Origin of the sequence: Shinella sp. H4-D48, from assembly GCF_022637395.1 — a bacterium.
Classification (GTDB): Bacteria; Pseudomonadota; Alphaproteobacteria; order Rhizobiales; family Rhizobiaceae; genus Shinella; species Shinella sedimenti.
The window spans coordinates 50,394-74,790 of record NZ_CP093339.1 but is presented as its reverse complement, the minus strand read 5'-3'; the positions used below and the strand labels follow the sequence as shown (position 1 = coordinate 74,790).

The following is a 24,397-nucleotide window of genomic DNA, read 5'->3' as shown; positions in this document are numbered from 1 at the left end:
CCCATGCAATACGACTATATCGTCGTCGGAGCGGGATCGGCGGGCTGCATCCTGGCGAGCCGCCTTAGCGAGGACGGCCGCAATTCCGTGCTGATCGTGGAGGCCGGCGGCAGCGACCGGTCCTTCTGGTTCCAGATCCCTGTCGGCTATGCCCGCAGCTATTACGATCCGCGCGTGAACTGGATGTACTACAGCGAGCCGGAAGCCGCGCTGAACGGCCGGCGCGTCTATGTACCGCGCGGCAAGGTGCAGGGGGGCTCAGGCGCGATCAACGCCATGATCTTCGTGCGCGGAGCAAAAGCCGACTTCGACGACTGGGCGCGCGCCGGAAATCCCGGCTGGAGCCACGACGATGTGCTGCCTTACTTCCGTCAGATGGAAACCCATGCCGGCGGCGCGTCCGGTTGGCATGGCGGCGACGGGCCGATCCATGTCACGCCGATGCGCGGCATGACGCACCCCATCACCGGCGCTTTCCTTGAAAGCTGCCGCACACTTGGCCTGCCGATGAATGCGGATTTCAACGGCGCCGACATCGAAGGCGCGGGCGTCTACGATATCAACACCAACAAGGGCCGCCGCTCGCATTCCAGCGCGGAATATCTGCGCCCGGCGCTCGGCCGTCCCAATCTGGCAATCGAGCGCGATGCGCTGGTCGAGCGGCTGACCTTTGCGCAAGACGGTCGGGTCAACGGCATCGCGGTTATCCAGAACGGCGTGACGCGCAACTTCATCGCACGGCGCGAGGTGGTGCTGGCGGCAGGCGCCATCGGCAGTCCGCAGATCATGCAGCTTTCCGGCCTCGGCGACGGCGATCGGCTGAACGACCTCGGCATTCCCGTGCGCCGGCATCTGCCCGCGGTGGGGCGGAATCTCCAGGATCATCTCTGCGCGAGTTACTATTACCGTGCGACCACGCCGACGCTGAACGGCGCGTTCGCCAGCCTGTTCGGCCAGGCGCGGCTTGGGCTGCAATATCTCCTCACCCGCAAGGGCCCATTCGCCATGAGCGTCAATCAGGCGGGCGGTTTCTTTCGCGGCGCGCCGGACGAGGCAACGCCGAACATCCAGCTTTATTTCAATCCCCTCTCCTATCGCATTCCAGCCGAGCCGAAGGCGGGGCTGAAGCCGGAGCCCTATCCCGGCTACCTGATCTGCTTCAACGCCTGCCGGCCGCAAAGCCGCGGCAGCGTGGCGATCACCTCGACCGACCCGCGTGTCGCGCCGGCGATCCGGCCCAACTATCTCTCCACGGAACGGGATATCGCGGAGGTGCTGCAGGGCAGCCGGCTGGTGCGGCGGATTGCGGCGCACGCCGCCCTCGCCGCGATGACCTCAGAGGAAGTGTCTCCCGGCCCCGCAATCGACGGCGACGCCGCGCTGCTTGACTATTTCCGCGAGAATGCCGGTTCGATCTACCATCCGTGCGGCACGTGCGCGATGGGCCCGGATGGTCGCACGGCAGTCGTCGACAGCAGGCTGCGGGTGCATGGCGTGGTGGGCCTGCGCGTGATCGACGCCTCGATCTTTCCCAACATCACCGCCGGCAACATCAATGCGCCGACCATGATGGTGGCGGAAAAGGGTGCTGCGATGATCCGTGAGGATGCGCGGTAGGCGAAGCGACCTAGTAGAGAGATTGTCTACGCCGTTGCGCGGATTTGGCCCAACTCTCTGCGCTCTCCCCACCCAATAGACAATCTGACCGCCATCCTCTGGCAGACTTTCTGCACACCAGAGGAGGCCTTCATGACCGCCACATTCGCCCGCCCCGCCTTTCACGAGGCCATTGCCCGTCTTGCCGATCCGCACCTGCTGCGCAGCCTTGCCTATGTCGATGGCCGCTGGGTGGCCGGGCGTGATGGCGCGAATTTCGCGGTGATCGACCCCGGTTCCGGCACGACGCTCGGCTGGGTCGCCGCCCTCGACGGCACGCAGACGGATCAGGCGATTTCCGCCGCAAGCCGCGCCTTTCCGGCATGGCGGGACCGGCTGCCGCAGGAGCGCGCGAAAATTCTGCGCAAATGGCACGACCTGATGCTGGAGGTCCGCGAGGACCTCGCGCTGCTGATCACGCTGGAACAGGGCAAGCCGCTGGCCGAATCCCGTGGCGAGATCGACTATGCGGCCTCCTTCATCGAGTGGTATGCCGAGGAAGGCAAGCGCCTCAACGCCGAAAGCGTCACCAGCCACCTGCCCGGCGCCGAGATGATCGTGCGCCGCGAGGCGCTCGGCGTCGTGGGCATCGTGACGCCGTGGAACTTTCCCTCCGCCATGGTAACGCGCAAGGCCGCGGCAGCGCTTGCCGCCGGCTGCACCGTCGTTGCCCACCCTTCCAGCGAAACACCGCTTTCCGCACTTGCCCTTGCCGAACTTGGCGAGCGGGCAGGTCTACCTGCCGGCGTTTTCAATGTGGTGACCGGCGATGCCGCCACCATCGTCGGCCGGATGAACGCCGATGCCCGCGTGCGTGCCCTCAGCTTTACCGGCTCCACCGAGATCGGCAAGCTGATCGCCGGCCAGTGCGCGCCCACCATGAAGCGGCTCGTGATGGAACTCGGCGGCCACGCCCCGATGATCGTCTTCGCAGATGCCGATATCGACAAAGCCGCCGACATCGCGGTCAACGCGAAATTCGCGACCTCCGGGCAGGATTGCCTTGCCGCCAACCGCATCTATGTCGAGCGTCCGGCGCTCGCAGCCTTCACCGCAGCCTTCCAAGCCCGCATACAAGCGCTGAAGGTCGGTACCGGGCTGGAGGACGGCGTCGAGATCGGCCCGCTCATGCACGAACGCGCCATCGCCAAGGTGGAGGAACAGGTGGCAGACGCTGTCGCGCGCGGCGCAACCCTGCTGACCGGCGGCAGCCGCCATCCGGCCGGCCCTCTGTTCTATACCCCGACGCTTCTCGCCGACGTGCCCGACGACGCGCTGATCATGCGTGAAGAAACTTTCGGCCCGGTCGCCGGCATCAGCGTCTTCGACAGCGAAGCGGAGGTGGTGGAGCGCGCCAACGATACCGAATACGGCCTCGCCGCCTATGTCGTGACCGAAAACGGCGCCCGCCAGATGCGGCTTGCCCGCGCGCTGGAATACGGCATGGTGGCGATCAACCGCGTGAAGATCACCGGTGGCCCGATCCCCTTCGGCGGCTGGAAACAATCCGGTCTCGGCCGCGAGGGCTCGCGCCACGGCATGGAGACCTTCACCGAACTGAAATATCTCTGCATTGACACCGCCGCCTGACGGCGCCGGGAACATTGAAAGGAAAGACCATGCTGGACCAACGCAACGAACTGACCGCCTGGGACCGCGACCACTTCTTCCATCCCTCCACCCATATGGGCATGCATGCGCGCGGCGAAACGCCGACCCGCGTCATCGGCGGCGGCGAAGGCGTCTACATCACCGATACCAGCGGCAAGACGAGCCTCGATGCCTTTGCCGGCCTCTATTGCGTGAATGTCGGCTACGGCCGCCAAAAGATCGCCGATGCGATAGCCGAGCAGGCCAAGAATCTCGCCTATTACCACGCCTATGTCGGCCACGGGACGGAAGCCTCGATCACGCTCGCCAAGATGATCATCGACCGCGCGCCCGAGGGCATGAGCCGCGTCTATTTCGGCCTGTCCGGCTCGGACGCCAACGAAACGAACATCAAGCTGATCTGGTACTACAACAACATTCTGGGCCGCCCCGAGAAGAAGAAGATCATTTCCCGCTGGCGCGGCTATCACGGCTCCGGCGTCATGACGGGCTCGCTGACCGGTCTCAGCGTCTTCCACAATGCCTTCGACCTGCCGCGCGCTCCGGTCCTGCACACGGAAGCCCCCTATTTCTTCCGTCGGCCGGATCGCTCCATGGACGAGGAGCAGTTCGCGCAGTACTGCGCCGACAAGCTGGAAGAAATGATCCTGGCCGAGGGGCCGGACACCGTGGCGGCCTTCATCGGCGAGCCGATCCTCGGCACCGGCGGCATCGTTCCGCCGCCGAAGGGCTACTGGCAGAAGATCCAGGCCGTGCTCGACAAGTACGACGTTCTGCTGGTCGCCGACGAGGTCGTGACGGGCTTCGGTCGTCTCGGCACGATGTTCGGCTCTGATCATTACGGCATGAAGCCGGCGCTGATCACTATCGCCAAGGGCCTAACCTCCGCCTATGCGCCACTTTCCGGCACCATCGTTTCGGACAAGGTCTGGGAGGTCCTCGTCAAGGGCTCGGACGAGCTCGGCCCGATCGGCCATGGCTGGACGTATTCCTCGCATCCGATCTGCGCCGCGGCCGGCGTCGCCAATCTGGAGCTGGTCGATGAACTCGGTTTGGTCGAGAACGCAGGTACCGTCGGCGCCTATTTCCGCAGCGAGCTCGCCAAGGCCGTGGGCGACCACAAGCATGTCGGTGACGTTCGCGGCGACGGCCTGATGGCGGCGGTCGAATTCGTCGAGGACCGCGACGACCGGGCCTTCTTCGATCCGGCGAAGAAGATCGGCCCGCAGGTCTCGGCCGCCCTTCTCGAGCGCGGCGTCATCGGCCGCGCCATGCCGCAGGGCGATATCCTGGGCTTTGCGCCGCCGCTTTGCCTGACGAAGGAAGAGGCCGATATCGTCGTGAAGGCGGCCGCCGATGCGGTGAAGGCCGTTCTCGGCTGACATGAAAGGACGAGGGTCGCCACGGCGGCCCTCGTCAGCCTGAAACGGAAGGAGCCAGCAACGCTGCTTTCTTCTGATGACAGGCAGGCCTACAGGCAATATACAGTCAATATGCGCTTGACTGGAAACCTGTGACATGAAGACCTGGCATCCCGATCTCGGCCGAAGCAGCAGCCCCCTGTATATGGCGATTGCCGACCTGATCGAACTGGACCTGAAAAGCGGCCAGCTGTCGGCCGGCGACAAGCTGCCGACCCATCGCGATCTTGCCCGCCGGCTCGCCATCGACGTCACCACCGTGGCGCGCGGCTATGTCGAGGCGCAGAAGCGCGGGCTCGTCCAGTCCCACGTCGGCCGCGGTACCTTTGTCGCCCGCATCGAAAGCCCGCAGGTGAACATATCGGTCGCGGCAGACCCGGACAGCCGCCGCGCCGCCGTTCTCGACCTGTCCATGAATATGCCGCCCGAGCCGGACGATCCCGCACTCGTCGCCCGCATGCGCGACGGGCTTGCCGCCCTTTCGTCCGATCTCCTGCCGCTCCTGCGCTACCAGGGTTTCGGCGGCGCTGCGATGGACAAGGAGGCGGCCGCAACCTGGCTTGCCCGCCGTGACGTGAACGCGCCTCTAGAGCGCATTTTCGTGACGCCCGGCGCGCACCCGGCGCTGCTTGCCATTCTTGCGACGCTCGCAAAGCCTGGCGAGACCGTGCTCTCCGAAAACATAACCTATCCTGGCCTGCGCTCCATTTCTGCGCAGCTGCGGCTTCGGCTCTGTGGCCTGCCGATGGATGCGGGCGGCATCCTGCCGGATGCCTTTGCCGAGGCCTGCGAACGCGAGCAGCCCAAGGCGCTCTATCTCAACCCGACACTGCAGAACCCTTTGACGCTGACCATGCCGGAAGCCCGACGCCAGGCGATCGTGGAGATCGCAAGGCGTTACCGCGTACCCATTATCGAGGATGACGCCTACGGCTTCCTGCCGGCGCAGGGACCGGTGGCGCTGGCCTCGCTCGCACCCGAACTCACCTGGTATATCGGCGGACTTTCCAAGTGCATCGGTGCCGGTCTGCGCCTTGCCTATGTCGCGGCGCCGGATGACAGCCGCGCCCTCTGGTCCTTCGCCGGGGCAATGCGCAGCGGAAATGTCATGGCCTCGCCGCTGACGACAGCGCTCGCCACCCGCTGGATCGGCGACGGCACGGCAGATGCGATCCTCGCCTTTCTGCGCGCTGAAACGGCCGCGCGGCAGCAGATCGTCGCCGGACTGCTGCCTGCCGGAAGCTATGGCGCTGACGCCATCAGCTTCAACATCTGGCTGCCGTTGCCGCATGGCTGGACCCGCTCCATCTTCAGCACCCATATGAGCAGCTGTGGTCTGGGCGTGGTCGCCAGCGATGCCTTCACCGTCGATGGCGTGCCGCCCGAAGCGGTGCGGGTCTGTCTCGGCGGGCCGATGGCGCGTGGGCAGCTGCAGTCCGCATTGGAATTCATGGCGCATGCACTGGAAAGGCCACCGGAGATGGCGGGTTCCTTCTTCTGATACAGCCCTGCGTCATCATGTCTAATCGACAGATTGGCCGTATGAACACATCTATATGACTGCATTGAATGACAGGATTGAATGGCTCCGGAAAGGCAGACGTCATGAGTGAGACCTATCCCGCACTTCCGCCCCTCCAGACGGGCATTCGCGGCCGGTGTCCGCGCTGCGGCCAGGGCCACCTGTTCAAGGGTTTCCTGAAAATGGCGCCGCGGTGCGAGGCCTGTGGGCTGGACTATTCCTTTGCCGACCCCGCCGATGGGCCCGCCTTCTTCGTCATGATCTTTGCGTGCATCCCCAGCGCCGCGCTCGCCGTGTGGCTGGAGGTCAATTACAACGCATCGCTGCTGACACAGCTTTTCGTGACCGGCCCGTTCATGCTGCTCACCTGTATTCCGCCGTTGCGCCCACTCAAGGGATGGCTTGTCGCGAGCCAGTATTTCTACAAGGCCGAACAGGGCCAGCTCGTGAGACGGTCGGAGAAGACTTGACCATAACATGCTCTTGCGCCGGCTCTGCCGGCGCCATTGTCTGACGTGGCAGCGAAGCCCCGCGTCGGCTCAAGGGCGGCTTGACGGCGCGATTTCTGCCCGACCGTGACGATTTCCTTCATTTCCGCTTTTCTCACACGGTATCGCGGCGCGGTTTACGCGCGACCGCGGCAGGCGCCGCTGCGGTGCGTGTCGCCCACAGCGCGGAAGATATAAATTCCATCTCTTTTATAGACTTCTTTTCGGAACGTTCTTTTCCGATCGCCGCTCCGGCGCAAACCGCATGCCTCGCGCAGCGGCAGGAATTGTCCTTATGCTTTGGAACGAAACAACGGCGGGCGCATTACCACGCGGCTGCCGACCCCAATGCGGGGAATGAAGACGGTAGCGTTAACCTTTTATTAACCAAACTCCCGGACCTTCGCCGACCGGGGGCTCGATATTCCGAACGGAAGGAGACGCCGAATGACACTGATGACGATGCCGGGCAAGATGAGGCAAGATGGCCAGCACACGCTCCTCGTCATGCGCGACGAGCGCAGGTGCCAGGCGGTCTGCATCGTCGATGACGGCACGATCGGCGACGTCACCACCAAGCTCGGCCTCATCGAGGCCATCGCCAGCCGCAAGCTCGCCGGCGGCGAACTCGCCTTCGACGGGCGCGTCTGGATCACCCCCGCCGACATGCCCGTGCCCGCATCGGCCGCCATATCCTGACCACGGACGCGCCGGATATGGTGGAGAGCCGGCACGACGCGACACGGGAGAGATAGGCCGGAAGCTGCAATTCGGATATAGCAGGTCGCCACCCGACCTGACGCCGCCCGGAGAGCGCCCGCATGAAACTCGACGCCATCGACCTGCGCATCCTGGAAGCCATTCAGGAGAACGGGCGTATCACCAAGCTGGCGTTGGCGGAAAAGGCGGGCCTTTCCCCCACCCCCTGCTGGCTGCGGCTGCGCAAGCTCGAAAAGGCCGGTATCATCACAGGCTATCATGCGCGCGTGGCCGTGCGGCGCGTCGCTCCGGTGGCCAGCGTGATGATGGAAGTGACGCTGGCCAATCACCGGCAGGCGGATTTCGAGCGCTTCGAGCGCGCCGTGGCGGCCACGCCGGAAATTGTGGCCTGCTGGTCCGTCGGCGGCGGCGTGGATTACATCCTGCGCATCATGGCCCCCGATATCGATGCCTACCAGCGGCTGGTCGACGGTCTGCTCGACCGCGAACTCGGCATCGACCGCTACTTCACCTACATCGTCACCAAGACGGTGAAGGAGGAAACGGTGCTGCCGCTTGCAACCCTCCTGCCCGCGCGCGACTGAACCGCCGGATCGCCCCCTGACGGCAAAACGCCCGGGCACAGGACCCAGGCGGTGCGGCCCCGCCTTGGCGGGACCGTAAGATGGTACGCGGCTTATTCGGCCGGCTGGAGCACCGGAACCTCTTCCGGCAGCGGCAGGGCGTTGCCGCTCAGCGCTTCGTTGAGGCGCTCGACATCCAGCTCGTTTTCCCAACGGGCCACGACGATCGTCGCGACGGCATTGCCGACGAAGTTGGTGAGCGCGCGGCACTCCGACATGAAGCGGTCGATGCCGAGGATCAGCGCCATGCCGGCGACCGGCACGGAGGGAACGACGGACAGTGTTGCCGCCAGCGTGATGAAGCCGGCGCCGGTGATGCCGGCGGCACCCTTCGAGCTCAACATGGCGACGAGCAGAAGAAGGATCTGATCGGCGAAGGACAGCTGGATATCCACCGCCTGCGCGATGAACAGCGCCGCCAGCGTCATGTAGATATTGGTGCCGTCGAGGTTGAAGGAATAGCCTGTCGGGATGACGAGACCGACGACCGAGCGCTTGCAGCCGGCCTTTTCCATCTTCTGCATCAGGCCCGGCAGCGCAGCCTCGGAGGAGGACGTGCCCAGCACGAGCAGCAGCTCTTCCTTGATGTAGCGGATCAGCGCGATGATCGAGAAGCCGTTGTAGCGCGCGACGGCGCCCAAAACGACGAAGACGAAGAGGAACGAGGTGAGATAGAAGGTGGCGATGAGGAAGGCGAGATTGGCAACCGAGCCGATGCCGTATTTACCGATGGTGAAGGCCATGGCGCCGAAGGCACCGATGGGTGCAGCCTTCATCAGTATGGCGACCAGACGGAAGATCGGGCTGGTCAGCGACTGGAGAAAGTCGACGACCGGCTTGCCCTGATCGCCCACCATGCCGAGCGCAACGCCGAACAGCACCGAGAAGAACAGTACCTGCAGAATATCCCCCTCGGCAAAGGCGCCGACGATCGTCTGCGGGATGATGTTCATCAGGAAGCCGGTGATGGTCGATTCATGCGCCTTGGTGGCGTAGGTCGCGACCGCATTGGCATCGAGCGTGGCCGGATCGATATGCATGCCCGCACCCGGCTGCACGACATTGGCGACGACCATGCCGACGGCAAGCGCCAGCGTGGAGAAGGTGAGGAAGTAGATCATCGCCTTGCCGGCAACGCGTCCGACCTTCTTCAGGTCCGACATGCCGGCAATGCCGGTGGCCACCGTCAGGAAGATCACCGGCGCGATGATCATCTTGACGAGGCGGATGAAGGCGTCGCCGAGCGGCTTCAGGCTGGCGCCGAAATCCGGATAGAAGTGGCCGACAAGCATGCCGGCGACGATGGCGACGATCACCTGGAAATAGAGGTGACGATAGAATGGAAGAGGTGTGCGCGGATGCGTATCGACAGCCGAGATCTGCATGATTTCCTCCTATGGCACCCCAACCGGAAAACCGGCTCTTCCCGGGGTGATTTGCTGAACATGGCATCCATTCAGCAAAGGCCGTGCCAGATCGCAGGTCGAACATTATGCTATTGAAATCGAACATCTATTTTTTGAAGCAATGAACTGCCGAGACTGATATGTGCGACAATCCGCACGAATTTCATTGAGGGTCGTGCGGTTTTGTGCTCAAAATTGCCGATGGAAACACCCGTCACGACTCCAATCCAGGCCGAGCTTTCACGCACCGCGCGACGGCAATGGCTGGCCTTTGCTGTCGTGCTGCTGTTTGCACTGGTCTGTGCGCTTCATGCCGCCGGTCTGTATGGCCGGGCCGCCGCGCTTGCCGATCTGGAGGCGCAGGGGCGCACTGATGCCAATCTGAAAGTCGCGCTGCTGCGCGCCGTGTTGGAGCGACCCCGCGCCCTGCCCTTTCTTCTCTCGCGCGACCGCGACCTCGCGGACGCGCTGACCGCCGCCGATCCGGCACCGCGCACCGCGCTTGATCGCAAGCTGGAGGAGCTGGTGGCAGGCACCAGCGCGGCAGTGATCTACGTGACGGACGCGACCGGCATGACGATATCGGCCAGCAACTGGCGCGAGCCGACGAGTTTTGTCGGTAACGACTATTCATTCCGGCCTTACTTCTTCCGCGCAATGCAGGAAGGCACGGCAGAGCATTTCGCGCTCGGCTCCGTCAGCAAGCGGCCCGGCCTCTATATTTCGCACAGGATCGGCCCGCCAACCGCGCCGCTCGGCGTCGTCGTGGTCAAGATGGAATTCGACCAGCTTGAACAGGACTGGCACGAAACGCAACGCCCGTCCTATGTGGTCGACCCCGGCCATGTGGTGCTGATCACCAGCATCCCCTCCTGGCGTTTCATGACGACACAGCCGCTGCCTGCCGAAAACCTCGCGGCCATTCGAGAGAGCCTTCAGTTCGGCGAAGCCCCGCTCTTGCCGCTCCCCTTCATGCAGACGGCGGACGACAACATCATCCGCGTGGTCGAACCGGGCGGAGGGAGCGAGACCTATTTGCGCATCTCGGTGCCCGTGGCCACCACACCGTGGCGGTTCGAGTATCTCATGCCGGTTACGGAGGCGGTTGCGGCGGGCCGGCGCCAGGCGCAGTTGCTCGCCCTCCTCCTCATCGGCGTCGCCACGATTGCCGCCGCCATATGGCTTCGACGCCGCCAGACCGCGCTAGCCGGGACGGCGCGCGACCAGGCGGCGCGCGAAGAACTGGAACGCCGGGTGGTGGAGCGCACGCGTGATCTCAGCCTGGCCCGCGACCGCCTGGAAGCCGAGATCACCGATCACCACCGGACCGAGACCCAACTACAGTCCGTGCAGCAGGATCTGGTTCAGGCCAACCGGCTCGCCATTCTCGGACAGGTCGCCGCCGGCGTGGCGCATGAGATCAACCAGCCGCTGGCCACCATCCGCGCCTATGCCGACAATGCCAAGGTCTTCCTCGGCCGTGGCCGCGCGGAGCCCGTCGCGGAAAATCTTGACCACATTGCCGGCCTGACGGACCGGATCGCCACGATCACCGAGGACCTGAAGGCGCTGGCGCGCAAGGGCCGGTCGGGCGAGGAACCGGTGAACCTGCGCGAAGCGGTGGATGGCGCCGTCCTGCTGCTTCGCAGCCGGTTCACGGGGCGTCTCGAGCGAATGAAGATCGTTCCCTTCCCGACGGGCCTGGAGGTCATGGGCAACCGGCTTCGCCTCGAGCAGGTATTCATCAACCTCTTCCAGAACGCGCTGGAGGCCGTGGCGGAGAAGGCCGACGGCCGGGTCGATGTGTCCGTCGAGGAAAACGGAACCGACGTCGCCCTGACGGTTGCCGACAACGGGCCGGGTCTTTCCGAAACCATTCTCGCCTCCCTGTTCGAGCCCTTCAACACGTCCAAGGAGACGGGCCTCGGGCTCGGCCTCGTCATCGTCAAGGACATCGTTTCAGACTATGGCGGCAGGCTGGAGGTCGAAACGGACGCGCGCGGCGCCCGCTTCCGCGTGCATCTCAGAAAGGCCGTGCCATGACCACACCCGTTCTCCTCATCGATGACGACGGGCAACTGCTGCACGCGACCGCGCAGACGCTGGAACTGGCCGGTTTCGACGTGACGCCGCTTGCCCGCGCCACGGAAGCCATCGGCCTCATAAACAGCGATTTCAGGGGCGTCGTCGTCTCCGATATCCGCATGCCGGGTATGGACGGGCTGCAACTTTTCGAGCGCATCCGCGCCATCGATGCGGAGATACCGGTGATCCTCGTTACCGGCCACGGCGATATCCCGACAGCCGTGAAAGCCATCCAGGACGGCGTCTACGATTTCATCGCCAAGCCCTTCCCGGCCGAACGCCTGATCCAGTGCGTACACCGCGCTGCCGAAAAGCGCGGCCTCGTCATGGAGAACCGCCGCCTGAAGGATGCCGCGCGCCAAGCGGAGGACGATTTTCCGCTGATCGGCCAGACCGTGGCCATGGACCGGCTGCGCCAGACGTTGCGCCAGATCGCCGATACCGATGTCGATGTCCTGGTGACAGGAGAGACCGGCAGCGGAAAGGAAGTGGTGGCCCGCCTGCTGCACGGCTGGAGCCGACGCTCGAAGGGCAATTTCGTCGCGCTCAACTGCGGCGCCCTGCCCGAGCAGGTGATCGAGAGCGAGCTGTTTGGCCATGAGCCCGGCGCCTTCACGGGCGCGCAGAAGAAGCGCGTCGGCCGCATCGAGCATTCCAGCGGAGGAACCCTTTTCCTCGACGAGCTGGAAAGCATGCCGCTTTCCACGCAGATCCAGATGCTGCGCGTTCTGGAGATGCGCGAGGTGACCCCGCTCGGCACCAACGAGGTGCGTGCCGTCGATATCCGCATCGTCGCGGCCGCCAAGGTCGATCTGGCCGATCCTGAGCAGCGCAAGACCTTTCGTGAGGATCTCTATTATCGCCTCAACGTGGTGTCATTGACGATCCCGCCGCTGCGCGAGCGGCGCGAGGATATTCCGCTGCTGTTCAGCTATTTCGCCGAACGGGCAGCGCGGCGCTTCCAGCGCGAGGCCCCGCCGCTTTCCGCCGCCATCCTCAAACATCTGGCCGAGCACGACTGGCCCGGCAATGTGCGCGAACTTTCCCACTTCGCCGAACGCGCCGTGCTGGGCATGATGCCGCCCGCTGGTCAACAGACAATGTCAGCACCTGCTGATACCGGCGACGGCGCGCTTCCCGAACGGCTGGAGAGGGTTGAGGCGCAGATCATTCGCGATACGCTTTCGGCCCATGGCGGTGACGTGCAGGAAACGATTGCCGCACTCGGCATTCCGCGCAAGACCTTCTACGACAAGCTCCAGCGCCACGGCATCGTGCGCCGTGACTTCACGCAGAAGGCGGACGGCTGAGCGATCGTTTGCCGTTTTGTCCGAAGGTCAAAGCGATCCCGCTTCCGCCGGAAAAGGCTTAGAACAGGGCGTCCTCGAAGAGGTCCTCGTCGCTGCCGGTCGCGGCGGTTACGGCTGGCGGCTCGGCCGCCGTGCCGAAGATGCGGGCATGAACGTCCCGCTCGGACACCATCGTATAGGTCCGGGCGATCCGTGCGCCAAGATCGGCCAGTACGGGTTCAAGGCCATCCGTATTCGGCAGACCGGGGCCGCTCAATTCACCAGCCCGCGCCGTGCAATCGGCGAGCACGTCGCCGAGTTCGGCGTTGAAATCAAGCCCTTCCGCCATACGTCCAGCCGTTGCGGTGACATCGACCGCGCAGGCGCGCAGCGCCGTCATGTCCTCTTCCATACGGTCGCCGGTGTGGCGCAGATGGCCAAGCACGTCTTCAAGCCGCGCATCGAGCGAGTCACCGCCCGCAGCTCCCACGGCGCCCAGCTTGCCGGCATCCTCCTCAAGCGATTGCAGAGCCGTCAGGATCCGTTCTGCGGTCTCGTCGAGCTGGCTTGAGAAGCTGCGCAGCTCCGCCGTGACGACATTGATCGCGCGGCCTTCCTCACCAAGCTTGCTGCAGCGCAGGTTGGTGTTCAGCGCCATATACTGGATGTCGGTGCGCACCAGCTGGATGGTTTTCACACCCTTCAGGAGCTCGTGCACCGTCGCGACCGTGCTTTCGCCGAGCGTGTTCGCCTTGTCGGCCACCTGCTCGATGTCGCGCACCACAGCGCGTGCGGCGGTGATGTCAGCCTCCAGCGTACGCATCGCACGGTCGGCGGACGCGCCGTCGCCGGCATCCATATCCCGATAGAGCGTCATGAGGTTGTCGACGTCGGCGCCAAAGCTGCGGATCGTCTGGACGACGGTGCGGCATTCGCGTTCGAAATCCCTGGCGATTTCGTCGAGCTGGGCATGGACGAGATGGCGAATAAACTGCGTAAGGCGCGTCGATGCCTCATCGTCGAAGCCGCCCGCCGCAAGCTCCGCCTCGAGCATCGTCAACGCCGACTGGCAGTGCTCGATGCGCTGGCGGGTGATGTCGCCGATCTGCATCGCCGAGAGCGTCGTGGCGACCTTGCCCTGCACGCCGCGTGCAAGCGCGCCGACCTTGCCGGCCAGCTGCGAGAGATGCCGGCGCTGCGTGCCGAGATCCGCGGCATTGCGCGAAAGATTGCCGGCGATATCAGGCACGCTGCCGCGAAAGCGCTCAAGCGCATCGCCGCCGCCGGCCGAGGCACTGGAAATCACGGTGCCGAGCGTGCTGATCTTGCTGCCCAGCGCATTGACCTCGCGCGTGCCGAACTGGATACGTTCGAGGATTTCGTCGGCAAAGCCCGCGAAATCCGGAATGGCAGCGCCGGTGATCTTGGCTGTGGTGGCGAAGGTGCGCAGGTAACGCAACGTTTCCTGCATGGTGGCGATGTGGGCGCCAAGCGATTTTTCCGTAAGAGCCACGCCGGCAAGACGCTGCTGGCGTGTTTCCTCGATGCCGGGCAAGGCTGTCAGCTGATCGATCGTCGCAAGCAGGCGCGCCGTCGTGGCTTCCGTGTCCTCGCCGCCCAGCGAACCTGAGAGGTTCTCGAGCGACGCAACCAGCCGGTTGAGCACATCGAGTACGCCGAGCAGCACGACGCCGCCATCCAGAAAGCGTTGTTCGATGCGCGAACGCGCGCCTTCGAGCCGCGATACGAGTTCGGCTTCATTCGTCTGCTGCTCAAGCCGCAATGCGCTCGCTGTTCCTGACACGCCATACCCCATCTTCAAGAATCCCAGAGCGGACCCTAGGGCAAACAATGTAACGGCCAGTAAATTCGGATTCCCTTATGGAGGCAAAACAGCCGTTTCGGTACCTTCCTGCGGCTTACACCCGTCCTGCACGCATCCCTAGAATTAGTGGTTCATAAATAGTATTACATTTTGCTAATTCTCATGTTTATTCATGTTATTCATACACTTGAACGAATATGAATATTACCTCATATAAAGGCATGCGTCTTGTATCGCTCCGAATTGGCGGATTTCACCACCCGTAATTTACAGTTCATTAAGTATGTGCTGGGAATTTGCGCTGGAAATTACTTTACGGAAAAACCTGATATCGAGGCCTCCATGTCGTCGCCTGCGCCCGATCACGCGTCATTAACCTTACCAAAGACGCTAACTATCAAAAATATACTTGACATTCGCGAGAAAATCCTGAGCGCCATCGACAATAACGGCGAACTTGTACTTGAAATCGCCGACGATGCACAGGTCGACCTCAGCTTCGTGCAACTCGTCGTAGCGGCGCGCAGCCACGCCGCACAGAAGACGGGACGCGTTCTACTTGCGCGGCCGGCGGCAGGTGAGCTGCGCGAGGCTCTACGGCGCGGCGGCTTTCTCGATGAGCTGACACCCGACGCCTCCCAATTCTGGTTACATCAGGAGCAGACTTTATGACCGCGAATATTTTGACCGTCGACGATTCAGCCAGCATCCGGCTGACGACACGCATTGCGCTTGGCAATGCCGGCTACACCGTCACCGAGGCCGTCGACGGCCTGGATGGCCTCAACAAGCTGAAGGGCGGGGAATACGACCTTGTCGTCACCGACCTGAACATGCCCAACATGGATGGCCTGACCATGATCCGCGAGTTGCGCAAGCTGCCCGCGCATACCGGCGTTCCGGTCGTCTTCCTGACGACGGAATCGGACGGCGAATTGAAGGCACAGGCCAAGGCGGCCGGCGCCACCGGATGGCTCACCAAACCGTTCGATCCCGAAAGCCTCGTCAAGATCGCCCGAAAGGTCCTCGGAAGATGAGCAACCCGGACCCGATCTCAGTCTTCAGGACAGAAGCTGCCGAACTGCTGGAGCAGATCGAGTCCGGCCTTCTCGACCTCACCCGCCGCCTTGACGACCGCGATCAGATCGACGCGGTCTTTCGTGGTTTGCACACGCTGAAGGGCTCAGGCGCGATGTTCGGCTTCGACCAGCTCGCCGCCTTCACGCACCATTGCGAGACAGCCTTCGACCGCGTGCGCAAGGGCGACGTCCCGGCAACGCAGGAACTGGTCTCGGCGGTTCTTTCCGCGCAGGACCATATGCGCGCCCTGCTTGAAACGCCGAACGGCGATCATGATGCAGTCAGCGCAGCCCTGCTCGACGGTCTGCACCGCGCTGTCAATGGTGCGGGCATGCCCACTCCTGCGGCGCAACAGGCCGCGATCGCACCGAGCGCCGGCGAAGATGCCGGCGGCATGCGGGAATGGCGCATCCGCTTCAGCCTGCCGACCAATGCCATGGCCAACGGCACCAATCCGCTCGGCCTGCTCGACGAGATGCGCGACCTCGGCGAATGCACCATCGTCGCCGACACCGCAAAGGTGCCGACACTCGATGTACTCGATCCGCGCGACATCCACCTCCACTGGCTGGTGACGCTCAAGACGGAGCGTCCGCGCAGCGAGATCGAAGACGTCTTCATCTTCGTCATGGACGAAATGGAGCTTGATATCACGGAGATCGCGGCCGAGCGCCCGGTCGCCGCCGCAACGGCCGCTCCCGTCGAGCCCGCCGCACCCTTGACACCCGTCTTCACCGAGCGCGAGCCCGCGCAGGCGGTCAACGATCCCAAGCAGAACAAGACCGCAGAGAATGTCCGCGTCCCTGCCGAGCGCCTTGACGAGATGATGGACCGGGTCGGCGAACTCGTCATCGCCCAGTCGCGCCTCACCCAGCTTGCCGGCACCGCTGCCGATCTTGGCCTGCGCTCGGTTTCGGAGGAAATCGAACGCCTGTCCGGCGAACTGCGCGATACGATGATGGTGCTGCGCATGATGCCGGTCGCGAGCCTCTTCAGCCGCTTCCGCCGCCTGGTGCACGACCTTTCGCGCGAAACGGGCAAGGAGATCGAACTCATCACGGAAGGCGAAAGCACCGAAGTCGACAAGACGGTCATCGACCGGCTGGCCGATCCGCTCGTGCATCTCGTGCGCAACTCGATCGACCACGGCCTCGAACAACCCGACGAGCGTCTTGCCTCCGGCAAGCCCGCCAAGGGCCGCGTCGCGCTCTCGGCGCACCAGACGGGTGGCGAGGTCATCATCACCATCAAGGACGACGGCCGCGGCATCAACCGTGATCGCGTCCGGGCCAAGGCAGAGGCTTCCGGGCTCATTCAGCCGGGCGCTACGCTTGCCGACCAGGATCTTCTCCAGCTGATCTTCCAGCCCGGCTTCTCAACTGCTCAGCAGGTCACGAACCTGTCCGGTCGCGGCGTCGGCATGGATGTCGTCAAGAAGACGGTCGAAGCGCTGCGTGGCACGATCGACATTACCAGCCGGCCCGGCGAGGGCTCGGAAGTGTCGCTGCGCATCCCGCTGACGCTCGCCATCATCGAGGGCCTGCTCGTGCGTGTGGGCACTGGCTGCTACGTCATCCCGCTTTCGGCAGTCGAGGAATGCCTGGAGATCTCGCTGGAGGACGATGTCCGCTCGCGCGGTCGCAGCTTCATATCGCTGCGCGACAGCCTCGTACCGTTCCTGCGCCTGCGCGAACTCTTCCGCACCGGAACCCAGCCCGACCCGCACCAAAAGGTCGTCGTCATCTCGACGGGCTCGGAGCGCGTCGGCCTCGTCGTCGACCAGATCATCGGCGACCATCAGACAGTCATCAAATCCATGTCGAAACTGCACCATGACGTCGTCACTTTCTCCGGCGCGACCATCCTTGGCGATGGCAGCGTGGCGCTGATCCTCGACGTTACGCACCTGGTCGCGGTCGGACAGCAGCAGGAGGCGCAATTGCGGGCGGCAGGATGAGCGAAGCAGCAAGAAAACTCGACTACGATGCAATCTGGGGCACGGGCGAGGACCTCTCGGTTCTGACGTTCAACCTCAATGGCGAGACCTTCGCCATCGAAGCAACCGTCGTGCAGGAAATCCTCGATCTCCTGCCGGAAACCCACGTTCCCGGCAGCAAGCCGTTCGTCTCCAGTGTCATCAACTTCCGAGGCAAGGTCATCCCCCTGTCGGATATCCGCCTCGCCTTCGGCATGGAGGCGGTGGAAGCCACCATCGACAGCCGCATCATCGTCATCGAGCTTCTGCTCGACGACGAGACGACGCTGATCGGCATCCGCACGGACAAGGTCAACGAAGTCACCACCCTGCCGAAGGTCGCCAGCGAACCGCCGCCGAGTGTCGGCATGCGCTGGCGGGCGGATTACATCAGCTGCCTCGTCAAACGTGACGGAGAATTCATCATCGTCCCCAATCTGCAGGCGATTTTTGCCCCGCAAAGGGACCGTGTCGGCGTCGCAGCCGGGACCAACTAAAGGATTTAGACGATGCGTATTGCGATCAAGACAAAGCTTATAGCCACCTTCACGACCGTCATCCTGCTTTCGGGCGTCAGCATGTACGTCGCGGTGCAGGATCTCGGCGAGCTGAACAACCGGATGGAACGGGTCGTCAACGGCCGCGCGGCGGCCACGCTCGGCCTGAGCCGGACCGAGACCATGACCACCGACGTGGCCTCCCAGACCCGCCAGATGATCCTCAGCACCGACCCCGAGGAGATGGCCGCGATTTCCCGGGCGCTCGACGCCAGGAACAGCGAAATCGGCGCAACGCTGGCGGACGTCCGCTCGAAGCTGACGACGGATGCAGGCCGCGCAATCCTCGACGACTTCTCCAAGAAGTGGGACCTCTATTGGGCGCAGAACCTGAAGATGCAGGCCCTGACACGGAAGAACACCGATGCAGAGGCCCTGCGGATTTCCACGACGGACGGCAGCGCGGCCATATCCGCTGCGGAAGAAAACGTCATCCGCATGTCTAAGGCACTGCAGGATGCCGCCAACCGCGGCGAGCCGGGTGCGCTCGAAAACTTCGCCCGCGTCGCCACCGTACGCGCCGATATCAGCGACTTCTTCCGCCAGCACCGCAATATCCTGCTTGCCAGCAATGACCCGGAGCGCCAGACGACCTGGGCCGCGGACTACGCCAAGGCCGGCTCCGACATCGAAACAAACATCTCGCTTCTGGTCGCTGGCCTGCAGGGCAGCGCGCGCCAGTTGGCCGTCGAGGTGCAAAAGAGCTTCGCGGCCGTCAAGGAAGCTGCTGACCGCGGCAACGCACTTGCACTCGAACGCGGCAACTTTGAAGCCAACCGCTTTGCAAACCACGAGATGCGCACAGCCCGTGAAGAGGCGGTCGCCTCCCTGAACGAGCTTGTCGCCTTCAACGGCGAGCGCCAGAAGGAAGATCTCCAGGCCTCGGTCGAGACCTACGAAGCCAGCCGTTCGCTGCTGATCGCCCTTCTGGCCATCTCGACACTGATCGCCGCGAGCGCCGCCTCGTGGATCGTCGTCTCCATCGCACGCGGGCTGCGCAAGGCCAACGAGGCGGTCCGTTCCGTATCCGAGGGCGATCTCACCCGCTTTGCCGACATCACGACCAAGGACGAGATCGGTGATCTGCTGGGCTATGTCAACACCATGATCGAGCGCCTGCGCGGTGTCGTCGCAGATGCGCTTTCGGCTTCCGACAACGTGTCGTCCGGCAGCCAGGAACTGTCGTCGAGCTCCGAAACCCTCTCGCAGGGCGCAACCGAGCAGGCATCGTCTGCCGAAGAGGCATCCGCCTCGATGGAGGAGATGGCAGCCAACATCAAGCAGAACGCCGACAACGCCGCACAGACCGAGAAGATCGCCCGCCAGTCGGCGAAGGATGCGGAAACCTCCGGCGAGGCCGTTGGCCGCGCCGTCGGCGCCATGCGCACCATCGCGGAGAAAATCTCCATCGTTCAGGAAATCGCCCGCCAGACCGACCTTCTGGCCCTCAACGCCGCCGTCGAGGCAGCGCGTGCTGGAGAACATGGCAAGGGCTTCGCCGTCGTTGCCTCGGAGGTGCGCAAGCTTGCCGAACGCAGCCAGGCGGCGGCCGCCGAAATCAGCACGCTGTCGGGCCAGACAGTTTCCGTCGCCACGGAAGCTGGCGAAATGCTGAACCGGCTGGTGCCCGACATCCGCAAGACCGCCGAACTGGTTTCCGAAATCTCGGCCGCCTGCCGCGAGCAGGATATCGGCGCCTCGCAGATCAATGAAGCGATCCAGCAGCTCGACAAGGTGACGCAGCAGAATGCCGGCGCATCCGAGGAGATGTCCGGAACGTCGGAAGAACTAGCCGCCCAGGCCGAAGAATTGCAGGCATCCATCGCCTTTTTCCGGGTCGACAACGCCGCCCGCAGCGAAGCCAACCATGCCGACAAGCTGCGGGCAACCGCAGCCCGCATGGCAGCACCGGCCGCCAAGCGCCCCCCCGCAAACCCGGCTTATCGCCCGGCGCCGGCCACAGCCAAGACGACCAGAAGCGGCGGCTTTGCGCTCGACATGTCGATGGGCGGCCCCGACGCCGACGACGACGATTTCCGCCAGAGCGCGTGATTGAACAATCCGCCGCGCTCACATCGAGCGCGGCGGAAAACCCGGCGTATGTACGCGCCGGCTCAAGGGCCGCTCCGGCGACCCGCGGAAGGGTGAGTGTATCGGTCTTCACGCATAAGAACGCCATGTTTCGGTGTCCCTCCAAAACAAGGCATCTGTGATTAAGGAGACCTACTAGATGCGTCTGACCATCAAATCGAAGCTCGCCCTCGTCTTCGGCTTTCTGATCCTTCTCCTTTGCGTTTCTGCTGGTATCGGCGTCCGAAGCATGAGCGAGATGAATTCGCTCCGGGACAGCCTTCTTGAAGGTCCTATTCAGCAGGACGACTATGCCGACGATCTCGCAGGCGCCTTTGACGGCCTCGGCCTCGCCGAGGCGGACCTCCTCATGGCTTCGACGGTTGAGCGCGCCAACAAGGCAAAGGCGACAATGGCGGCGGAGCGCGAAGCTTTCGAGACGGCGCTCAAGCAAGGCGAGGCAAGCGCCACAGATGAATTCAGGTCGAAGTGGCAGGAAATCCGCGACTTCTGGGACGATTATCTGGCTATCAACGAAAGAATGGTCTCGCTTATCGCGTCGGGACAGCGGGATATGGCGATCGAGCTGAACCAGACGGAAGGCACTGTCGCCAGCGAAAAGCTCGACAAGATGACCGAGGACCTCGCCGCACTTACCGAGGTGGCGATCAAGGATTCCGACATTGTCGCCGATGCCCGCTATGCAAGCGCGCTTTACACTCTCGCCGCGCTGACCGTGGTCGCGTTCGTTCTTGCCGTGGGTGCAGCGTTCTGGATCGCGCTTGGAATCAATTCCGGCCTGCGAAAGATTCGTGACGCCGCTGAAGCCGTCGCGATCGGCGATCTCGATCAGACGATTTCCGTCAAGACGAATGACGAGATCAAGGATCTGGTATCGACCATCAACGTCATGACCGGCAATCTGCGCGAAGCGGCCAATATTGCCAACCAGATCGGCAACGGTGACCTGTCGGATACGCCGAAGCCGCTGTCCGACAAGGACGTTCTGGGTCACGCCATGCTGGGCATGGTCGTCAACCTGCGCAACACCGCCACGATTGCCGACCAGATCGCCAATGGCGACCTGACGGTGACGCCGAAGCCGCTTTCCGACAAGGATACGCTCGGTCTTTCACTGGAAAGCATGGTGGAGCGCCTGCGCGGCGTGGTGGCCGATGCGCTTTCGGCGGCAAACAACGTGTCTTCAGGCAGCCAGGAACTGTCTTCGAGCTCCGAAACCCTTTCGCAGGGTGCGACCGAGCAGGCGTCCTCCGCCGAAGAGGCATCCGCCTCGATGGAGGAGATGGCTGCCAACATCAAGCAAAACGCCGACAACGCCGCACAGACCGAGAAGATCGCCCGCCAGTCCGCCAAGGACGCCGAAGCCTCCGGCGAGGCCGTGGGCCGGGCCGTCGGCGCCATGCGTACCATCGCGGAGAAGATCTCCATCGTGCAGGAAATCGCCCGCCAGACCGACCTTCTCGCGCTTAACGCCGCCGTCGAGGCAGCACGCGCCGGCGAACATGGCAGGGGCTTTGCCGTCGTTGCTTCGGAAGTGCGCAAGCTCGCCGAGCGCAGCCAAGCGGCGGCCGCCGAAATCAGCACCTTGTCCGGTGAAACCGTCTCCGTCGCCACTGAAGCCGGCGACATGCTGAATCGGCTGGTGCCCGATATCCGCAAAACCGCCGAACTGGTTTCCGAAATCTCGGCCGCCTGCCGTGAGCAGGACATCGGCGCCTCGCAGATCAACGAAGCGATCCAGCAGCTCGACAAGGTGACCCAGCAGAACGCCGGCGCATCAGAAGAGATGTCCGGAACGTCGGAAGAACTCGCCGCCCAGGCCGAGGAATTGCAGGCATCCATCGCCTTCTTCCGGGTCGATCTTTCATCCGGCGCCCAGGCTGCCATCCAGCGCCGCCCGGCACCGGTCGCCGCCCGCCATCCCGCCAAGCCGATCCGCAAGGCAGACACCAGCGTCAACGCTCAGCAGGCTCGTGCCCGCGGCTTTGCCCTCGACATGTCGATGGGCGGCCCCGACGCCGACGATGACGATTTCCGCGAAAGCGCGTGATTGAACAATGACTGCCGCGCAGCCGGAAGGATGCGCGGCGGCAAAAACCGGCGTGTGTACGCGCCGGCTCAAGGGCCGCTCCGGCGGCCTGCGGAAGGGTGAGTGTATCGGTCTTCACGCATAACGGACACCGCGTTGTGTCCCGCAATAACAGGGCGATGTGCCCAAGGAGACCTTTTCGAGATGCGTTTCACCATCAAACTCAAACTCGCCATTGCGTTCGGCGTCATCATTGCCATGACCTGCGGCATGGCGGCCATGTCCATCATGAACCTCTCGTCGCTGAACGCCGCCATCACTGACATCATTAAGGGACCGACCGCCAATCTGCGCAATTCCGGTGACCTTTCCCAAGCCGTACTGACGGCTATCCGTGAGGAGAAGAACGCCGTTCTCAACACCGATGCAGCTCAGATCCAGAGCTATGTCGATGCCGTCGACATCCAGCACGATGCCATCAGCAAGTCGCTGGCGCTGTTTGACAATGAAACCAACGAAGGCATTCGGTCCAAGATCGGCGAATTCCGCGCTGCTTTTCCGGACTGGGAGAAGTCTCAGAACGAAATCCTTCGTCTCGCGAAGTTGAATACACCTGAGAGCAACCAGCGTGCCGCAGCACTTTCCATGGGCAGTGGCGCCAAGGTGACCGAAGATGTGCTTGCGACGCTGAAGGCCCTGAACGAGAAGATCGAACAGGACCTTAGCGAAACGGACGCGGCGACGAACGCTCAGTACGACTTCATCAGTTCGGCCCTTGTCGCCGTCGTGGTGGGTTTGATCCTGCTCTCGTCGGCCATCGCCATCTGGCTTTCGCTCAGCATCGCTCGCGGCTTGCAGAAAGCCGCCCGGCTTGCCGATGCGGTGGCCATCGGCGATCTGGAGCAGGACATCGATTACAAGAGCAATGACGAGATCAAGGACCTCGTCAACTCCATGCAGCGCATGACCGGTAACCTGCGCAACACCGCCACGATTGCCGACCAGATCGCCAATGGCGACCTGACGGTGACGCCGAAGCCGCTTTCAGACAAGGATACGCTCGGCCTTTCGCTGGAAAGCATGGTTGAGCGCCTGCGCGGCGTCGTGGCCGATGCGCTTTCGGCGGCAAGCAATGTCTCGTCTGGCAGCCAGGAACTGTCTGCAAGCTCCGAAACCCTTTCGCAGGGCGCGACCGAGCAGGCATCGTCTGCCGAAGAGGCATCCGCCTCGATGGAGGAGATGGCCGCCAACATCAAGCAGAACGCCGACAACGCCGCACAGACCGAGAAGATCGCCCGCCAGTCGGCCAAGGATGCGGAAGCGTCCGGCGATGCCGTGGGCCGCGCCGTCGGCGCGATGCGCACCATCGCGGAGAAGATCTCCATCGTGCAGGAAATCGCCCGCCAGACCGACCTGCTCGCCCTTAACGCCGCGGTGGAAGCCGCCCGTGCCGGCGAACATGGCAAGGGCTTTGCGGTCGTCGCTTCGGAAGTGCGCAAGCTTGCCGAACGCAGCCAGGCTGCCGCTGCCGAAATCAGCACGCTCTCCGGCCAGACGGTTTCCGTCGCGACCGAAGCCGGCGAGATGCTGACCCGCCTGGTGCCCGATATCCGCAAGACCGCCGAACTGATCTCCGAAATCTCGGCCGCCTGCCGCGAACAGGATATCGGCGCCTCGCAGATCAACGAAGCGATCCAGCAGCTCGACAAGGTGACGCAGCAGAATGCCGGCGCATCCGAGGAGATGTCGGGCACGTCTGAAGAACTCGCCGCCCAGGCCGAGGAACTGCAGACATCGATCGCCTTCTTCCGCGTCGACATGTCATCGGGCGCCCAGGCCTCCATGCAGCGTCGCCCCGCTCCCGTCGCGGCTCGCCAGCCCGCCAAGCCGGCCGCCACGGCGTTCCGCAAGGCAGACAACAGCGTCAATGCCCAGCAGGCCCGCGCCCGCGGCTTTGCCCTCGACATGTCGATGGGCGGCCCCGACGCCGACGACGCCGACTTCAGAGAAAGCGCTTGA

18 protein-coding genes are annotated in these 24,397 nt (G+C 63.7%); 16 read left to right on the top strand and 2 right to left on the bottom strand.

All coding sequences use genetic code 11. The features are described from left to right. Positions 1 to 3: 3 nt before the first annotated feature. The 7 genes from MNR02_RS21485 (at position 4) to MNR02_RS21455 (ending at position 8,002) form a co-directional block, all read left to right on the top strand. A complete protein-coding gene (locus tag MNR02_RS21485) occupies positions 4 to 1,617 on the top strand; it encodes a GMC family oxidoreductase (protein WP_241949784.1) in 1,614 nt (537 codons plus the stop codon). A 132-nt stretch (positions 1,618 to 1,749) separates the two neighbouring features. Next, on the top strand, positions 1,750 to 3,246 hold the full coding sequence (locus tag MNR02_RS21480; RefSeq protein ID WP_241949783.1) for an NAD-dependent succinate-semialdehyde dehydrogenase: 1,497 nt from the start codon (positions 1,750 to 1,752) through the stop codon (positions 3,244 to 3,246). A gap of 29 nt (positions 3,247 to 3,275) precedes the next feature. Next, a complete protein-coding gene (locus MNR02_RS21475) occupies positions 3,276 to 4,649 on the top strand; it encodes an aspartate aminotransferase family protein (RefSeq protein ID WP_241949782.1) in 1,374 nt (457 codons plus the stop codon). Positions 4,650 to 4,785: 136 nt separating this feature from the next. Continuing rightward, positions 4,786 to 6,189, top strand: a complete 1,404-nt coding sequence (locus tag MNR02_RS21470; RefSeq protein WP_241949781.1) for a PLP-dependent aminotransferase family protein — start codon at positions 4,786 to 4,788, stop codon at positions 6,187 to 6,189. Between the two features lie 104 nt (positions 6,190 to 6,293). Then, a complete protein-coding gene (locus MNR02_RS21465) occupies positions 6,294 to 6,680 on the top strand; it encodes a DUF983 domain-containing protein (RefSeq protein WP_241603946.1) in 387 nt (128 codons plus the stop codon). Between the two features lie 465 nt (positions 6,681 to 7,145). Continuing rightward, positions 7,146 to 7,397 (top strand): hypothetical protein, encoded by a 252-nt coding sequence (locus MNR02_RS21460; protein ID WP_241603949.1) that lies wholly within the window; start codon positions 7,146 to 7,148, stop codon positions 7,395 to 7,397. Between the two features lie 122 nt (positions 7,398 to 7,519). Then, the gene (locus MNR02_RS21455) at positions 7,520 to 8,002 is read left to right on the top strand and encodes an Lrp/AsnC family transcriptional regulator (RefSeq protein ID WP_241603952.1); all 483 of its coding nucleotides are present in this window, start codon (positions 7,520 to 7,522) and stop codon (positions 8,000 to 8,002) included. A gap of 92 nt (positions 8,003 to 8,094) precedes the next feature. Here MNR02_RS21455 and MNR02_RS21450 read toward each other — a convergent pair whose 3' ends face one another. Then, positions 8,095 to 9,426 (bottom strand): dicarboxylate/amino acid:cation symporter, encoded by a 1,332-nt coding sequence (locus MNR02_RS21450; protein ID WP_241603955.1) that lies wholly within the window; start codon positions 9,424 to 9,426, stop codon positions 8,095 to 8,097. 222 nt (positions 9,427 to 9,648) lie between these two features. Here MNR02_RS21450 and MNR02_RS21445 point away from each other — a divergent pair, with 222 nt between their 5' ends. Both MNR02_RS21445 and MNR02_RS21440 read left to right on the top strand, forming a co-directional pair. Then, positions 9,649 to 11,490, top strand: coding sequence for an ATP-binding protein (locus tag MNR02_RS21445; RefSeq protein WP_241949780.1), 1,842 nt, complete (start codon positions 9,649 to 9,651; stop codon positions 11,488 to 11,490). Continuing rightward, a complete protein-coding gene (locus tag MNR02_RS21440) occupies positions 11,487 to 12,842 on the top strand; it encodes a sigma-54 dependent transcriptional regulator (RefSeq protein ID WP_241949779.1) in 1,356 nt (451 codons plus the stop codon). The genes MNR02_RS21445 and MNR02_RS21440 overlap by 4 nt, the downstream gene beginning before the upstream one ends. Before the next feature lie 58 nt (positions 12,843 to 12,900). Here MNR02_RS21440 and MNR02_RS21435 read toward each other — a convergent pair whose 3' ends face one another. Beyond that, positions 12,901 to 14,625 (bottom strand): type VII secretion target, encoded by a 1,725-nt coding sequence (locus MNR02_RS21435; RefSeq protein ID WP_241949778.1) that lies wholly within the window; start codon positions 14,623 to 14,625, stop codon positions 12,901 to 12,903. A gap of 249 nt (positions 14,626 to 14,874) precedes the next feature. Here MNR02_RS21435 and MNR02_RS21430 point away from each other — a divergent pair, with 249 nt between their 5' ends. The 7 genes from MNR02_RS21430 (at position 14,875) to MNR02_RS21400 (ending at position 24,397) form a co-directional block, all read left to right on the top strand. Next, the gene (locus MNR02_RS21430; protein WP_241949777.1) at positions 14,875 to 15,318 is read left to right on the top strand and encodes an STAS domain-containing protein; all 444 of its coding nucleotides are present in this window, start codon (positions 14,875 to 14,877) and stop codon (positions 15,316 to 15,318) included. After that, a complete protein-coding gene (locus tag MNR02_RS21425; protein ID WP_241603972.1) occupies positions 15,315 to 15,683 on the top strand; it encodes a response regulator in 369 nt (122 codons plus the stop codon). The genes MNR02_RS21430 and MNR02_RS21425 overlap by 4 nt, the downstream gene beginning before the upstream one ends. Next, positions 15,680 to 17,683, top strand: a complete 2,004-nt coding sequence (locus MNR02_RS21420) for a chemotaxis protein CheA (RefSeq protein ID WP_241949776.1) — start codon at positions 15,680 to 15,682, stop codon at positions 17,681 to 17,683. Before MNR02_RS21425 ends, MNR02_RS21420 begins: the two co-directional genes overlap by 4 nt. Next, positions 17,680 to 18,198: a chemotaxis protein CheW gene (locus MNR02_RS21415; protein ID WP_241949775.1), complete on the top strand. Its 519-nt coding sequence runs from the start codon at positions 17,680 to 17,682 to the stop codon at positions 18,196 to 18,198. Before MNR02_RS21420 ends, MNR02_RS21415 begins: the two co-directional genes overlap by 4 nt. A 12-nt stretch (positions 18,199 to 18,210) precedes the next feature. Then, on the top strand, positions 18,211 to 20,310 hold the full coding sequence (locus tag MNR02_RS21410; RefSeq protein WP_241949774.1) for a methyl-accepting chemotaxis protein: 2,100 nt from the start codon (positions 18,211 to 18,213) through the stop codon (positions 20,308 to 20,310). 178 nt (positions 20,311 to 20,488) lie between these two features. Next, positions 20,489 to 22,399 carry a methyl-accepting chemotaxis protein gene (locus MNR02_RS21405; RefSeq protein ID WP_241949773.1) on the top strand — a complete coding sequence of 637 codons (1,911 nt, stop codon included), beginning with the start codon at positions 20,489 to 20,491 and terminating at the stop codon, positions 22,397 to 22,399. Positions 22,400 to 22,582: 183 nt separating this feature from the next. Further along, positions 22,583 to 24,397 carry a methyl-accepting chemotaxis protein gene (locus MNR02_RS21400; RefSeq protein ID WP_241949772.1) on the top strand — a complete coding sequence of 605 codons (1,815 nt, stop codon included), beginning with the start codon at positions 22,583 to 22,585 and terminating at the stop codon, positions 24,395 to 24,397.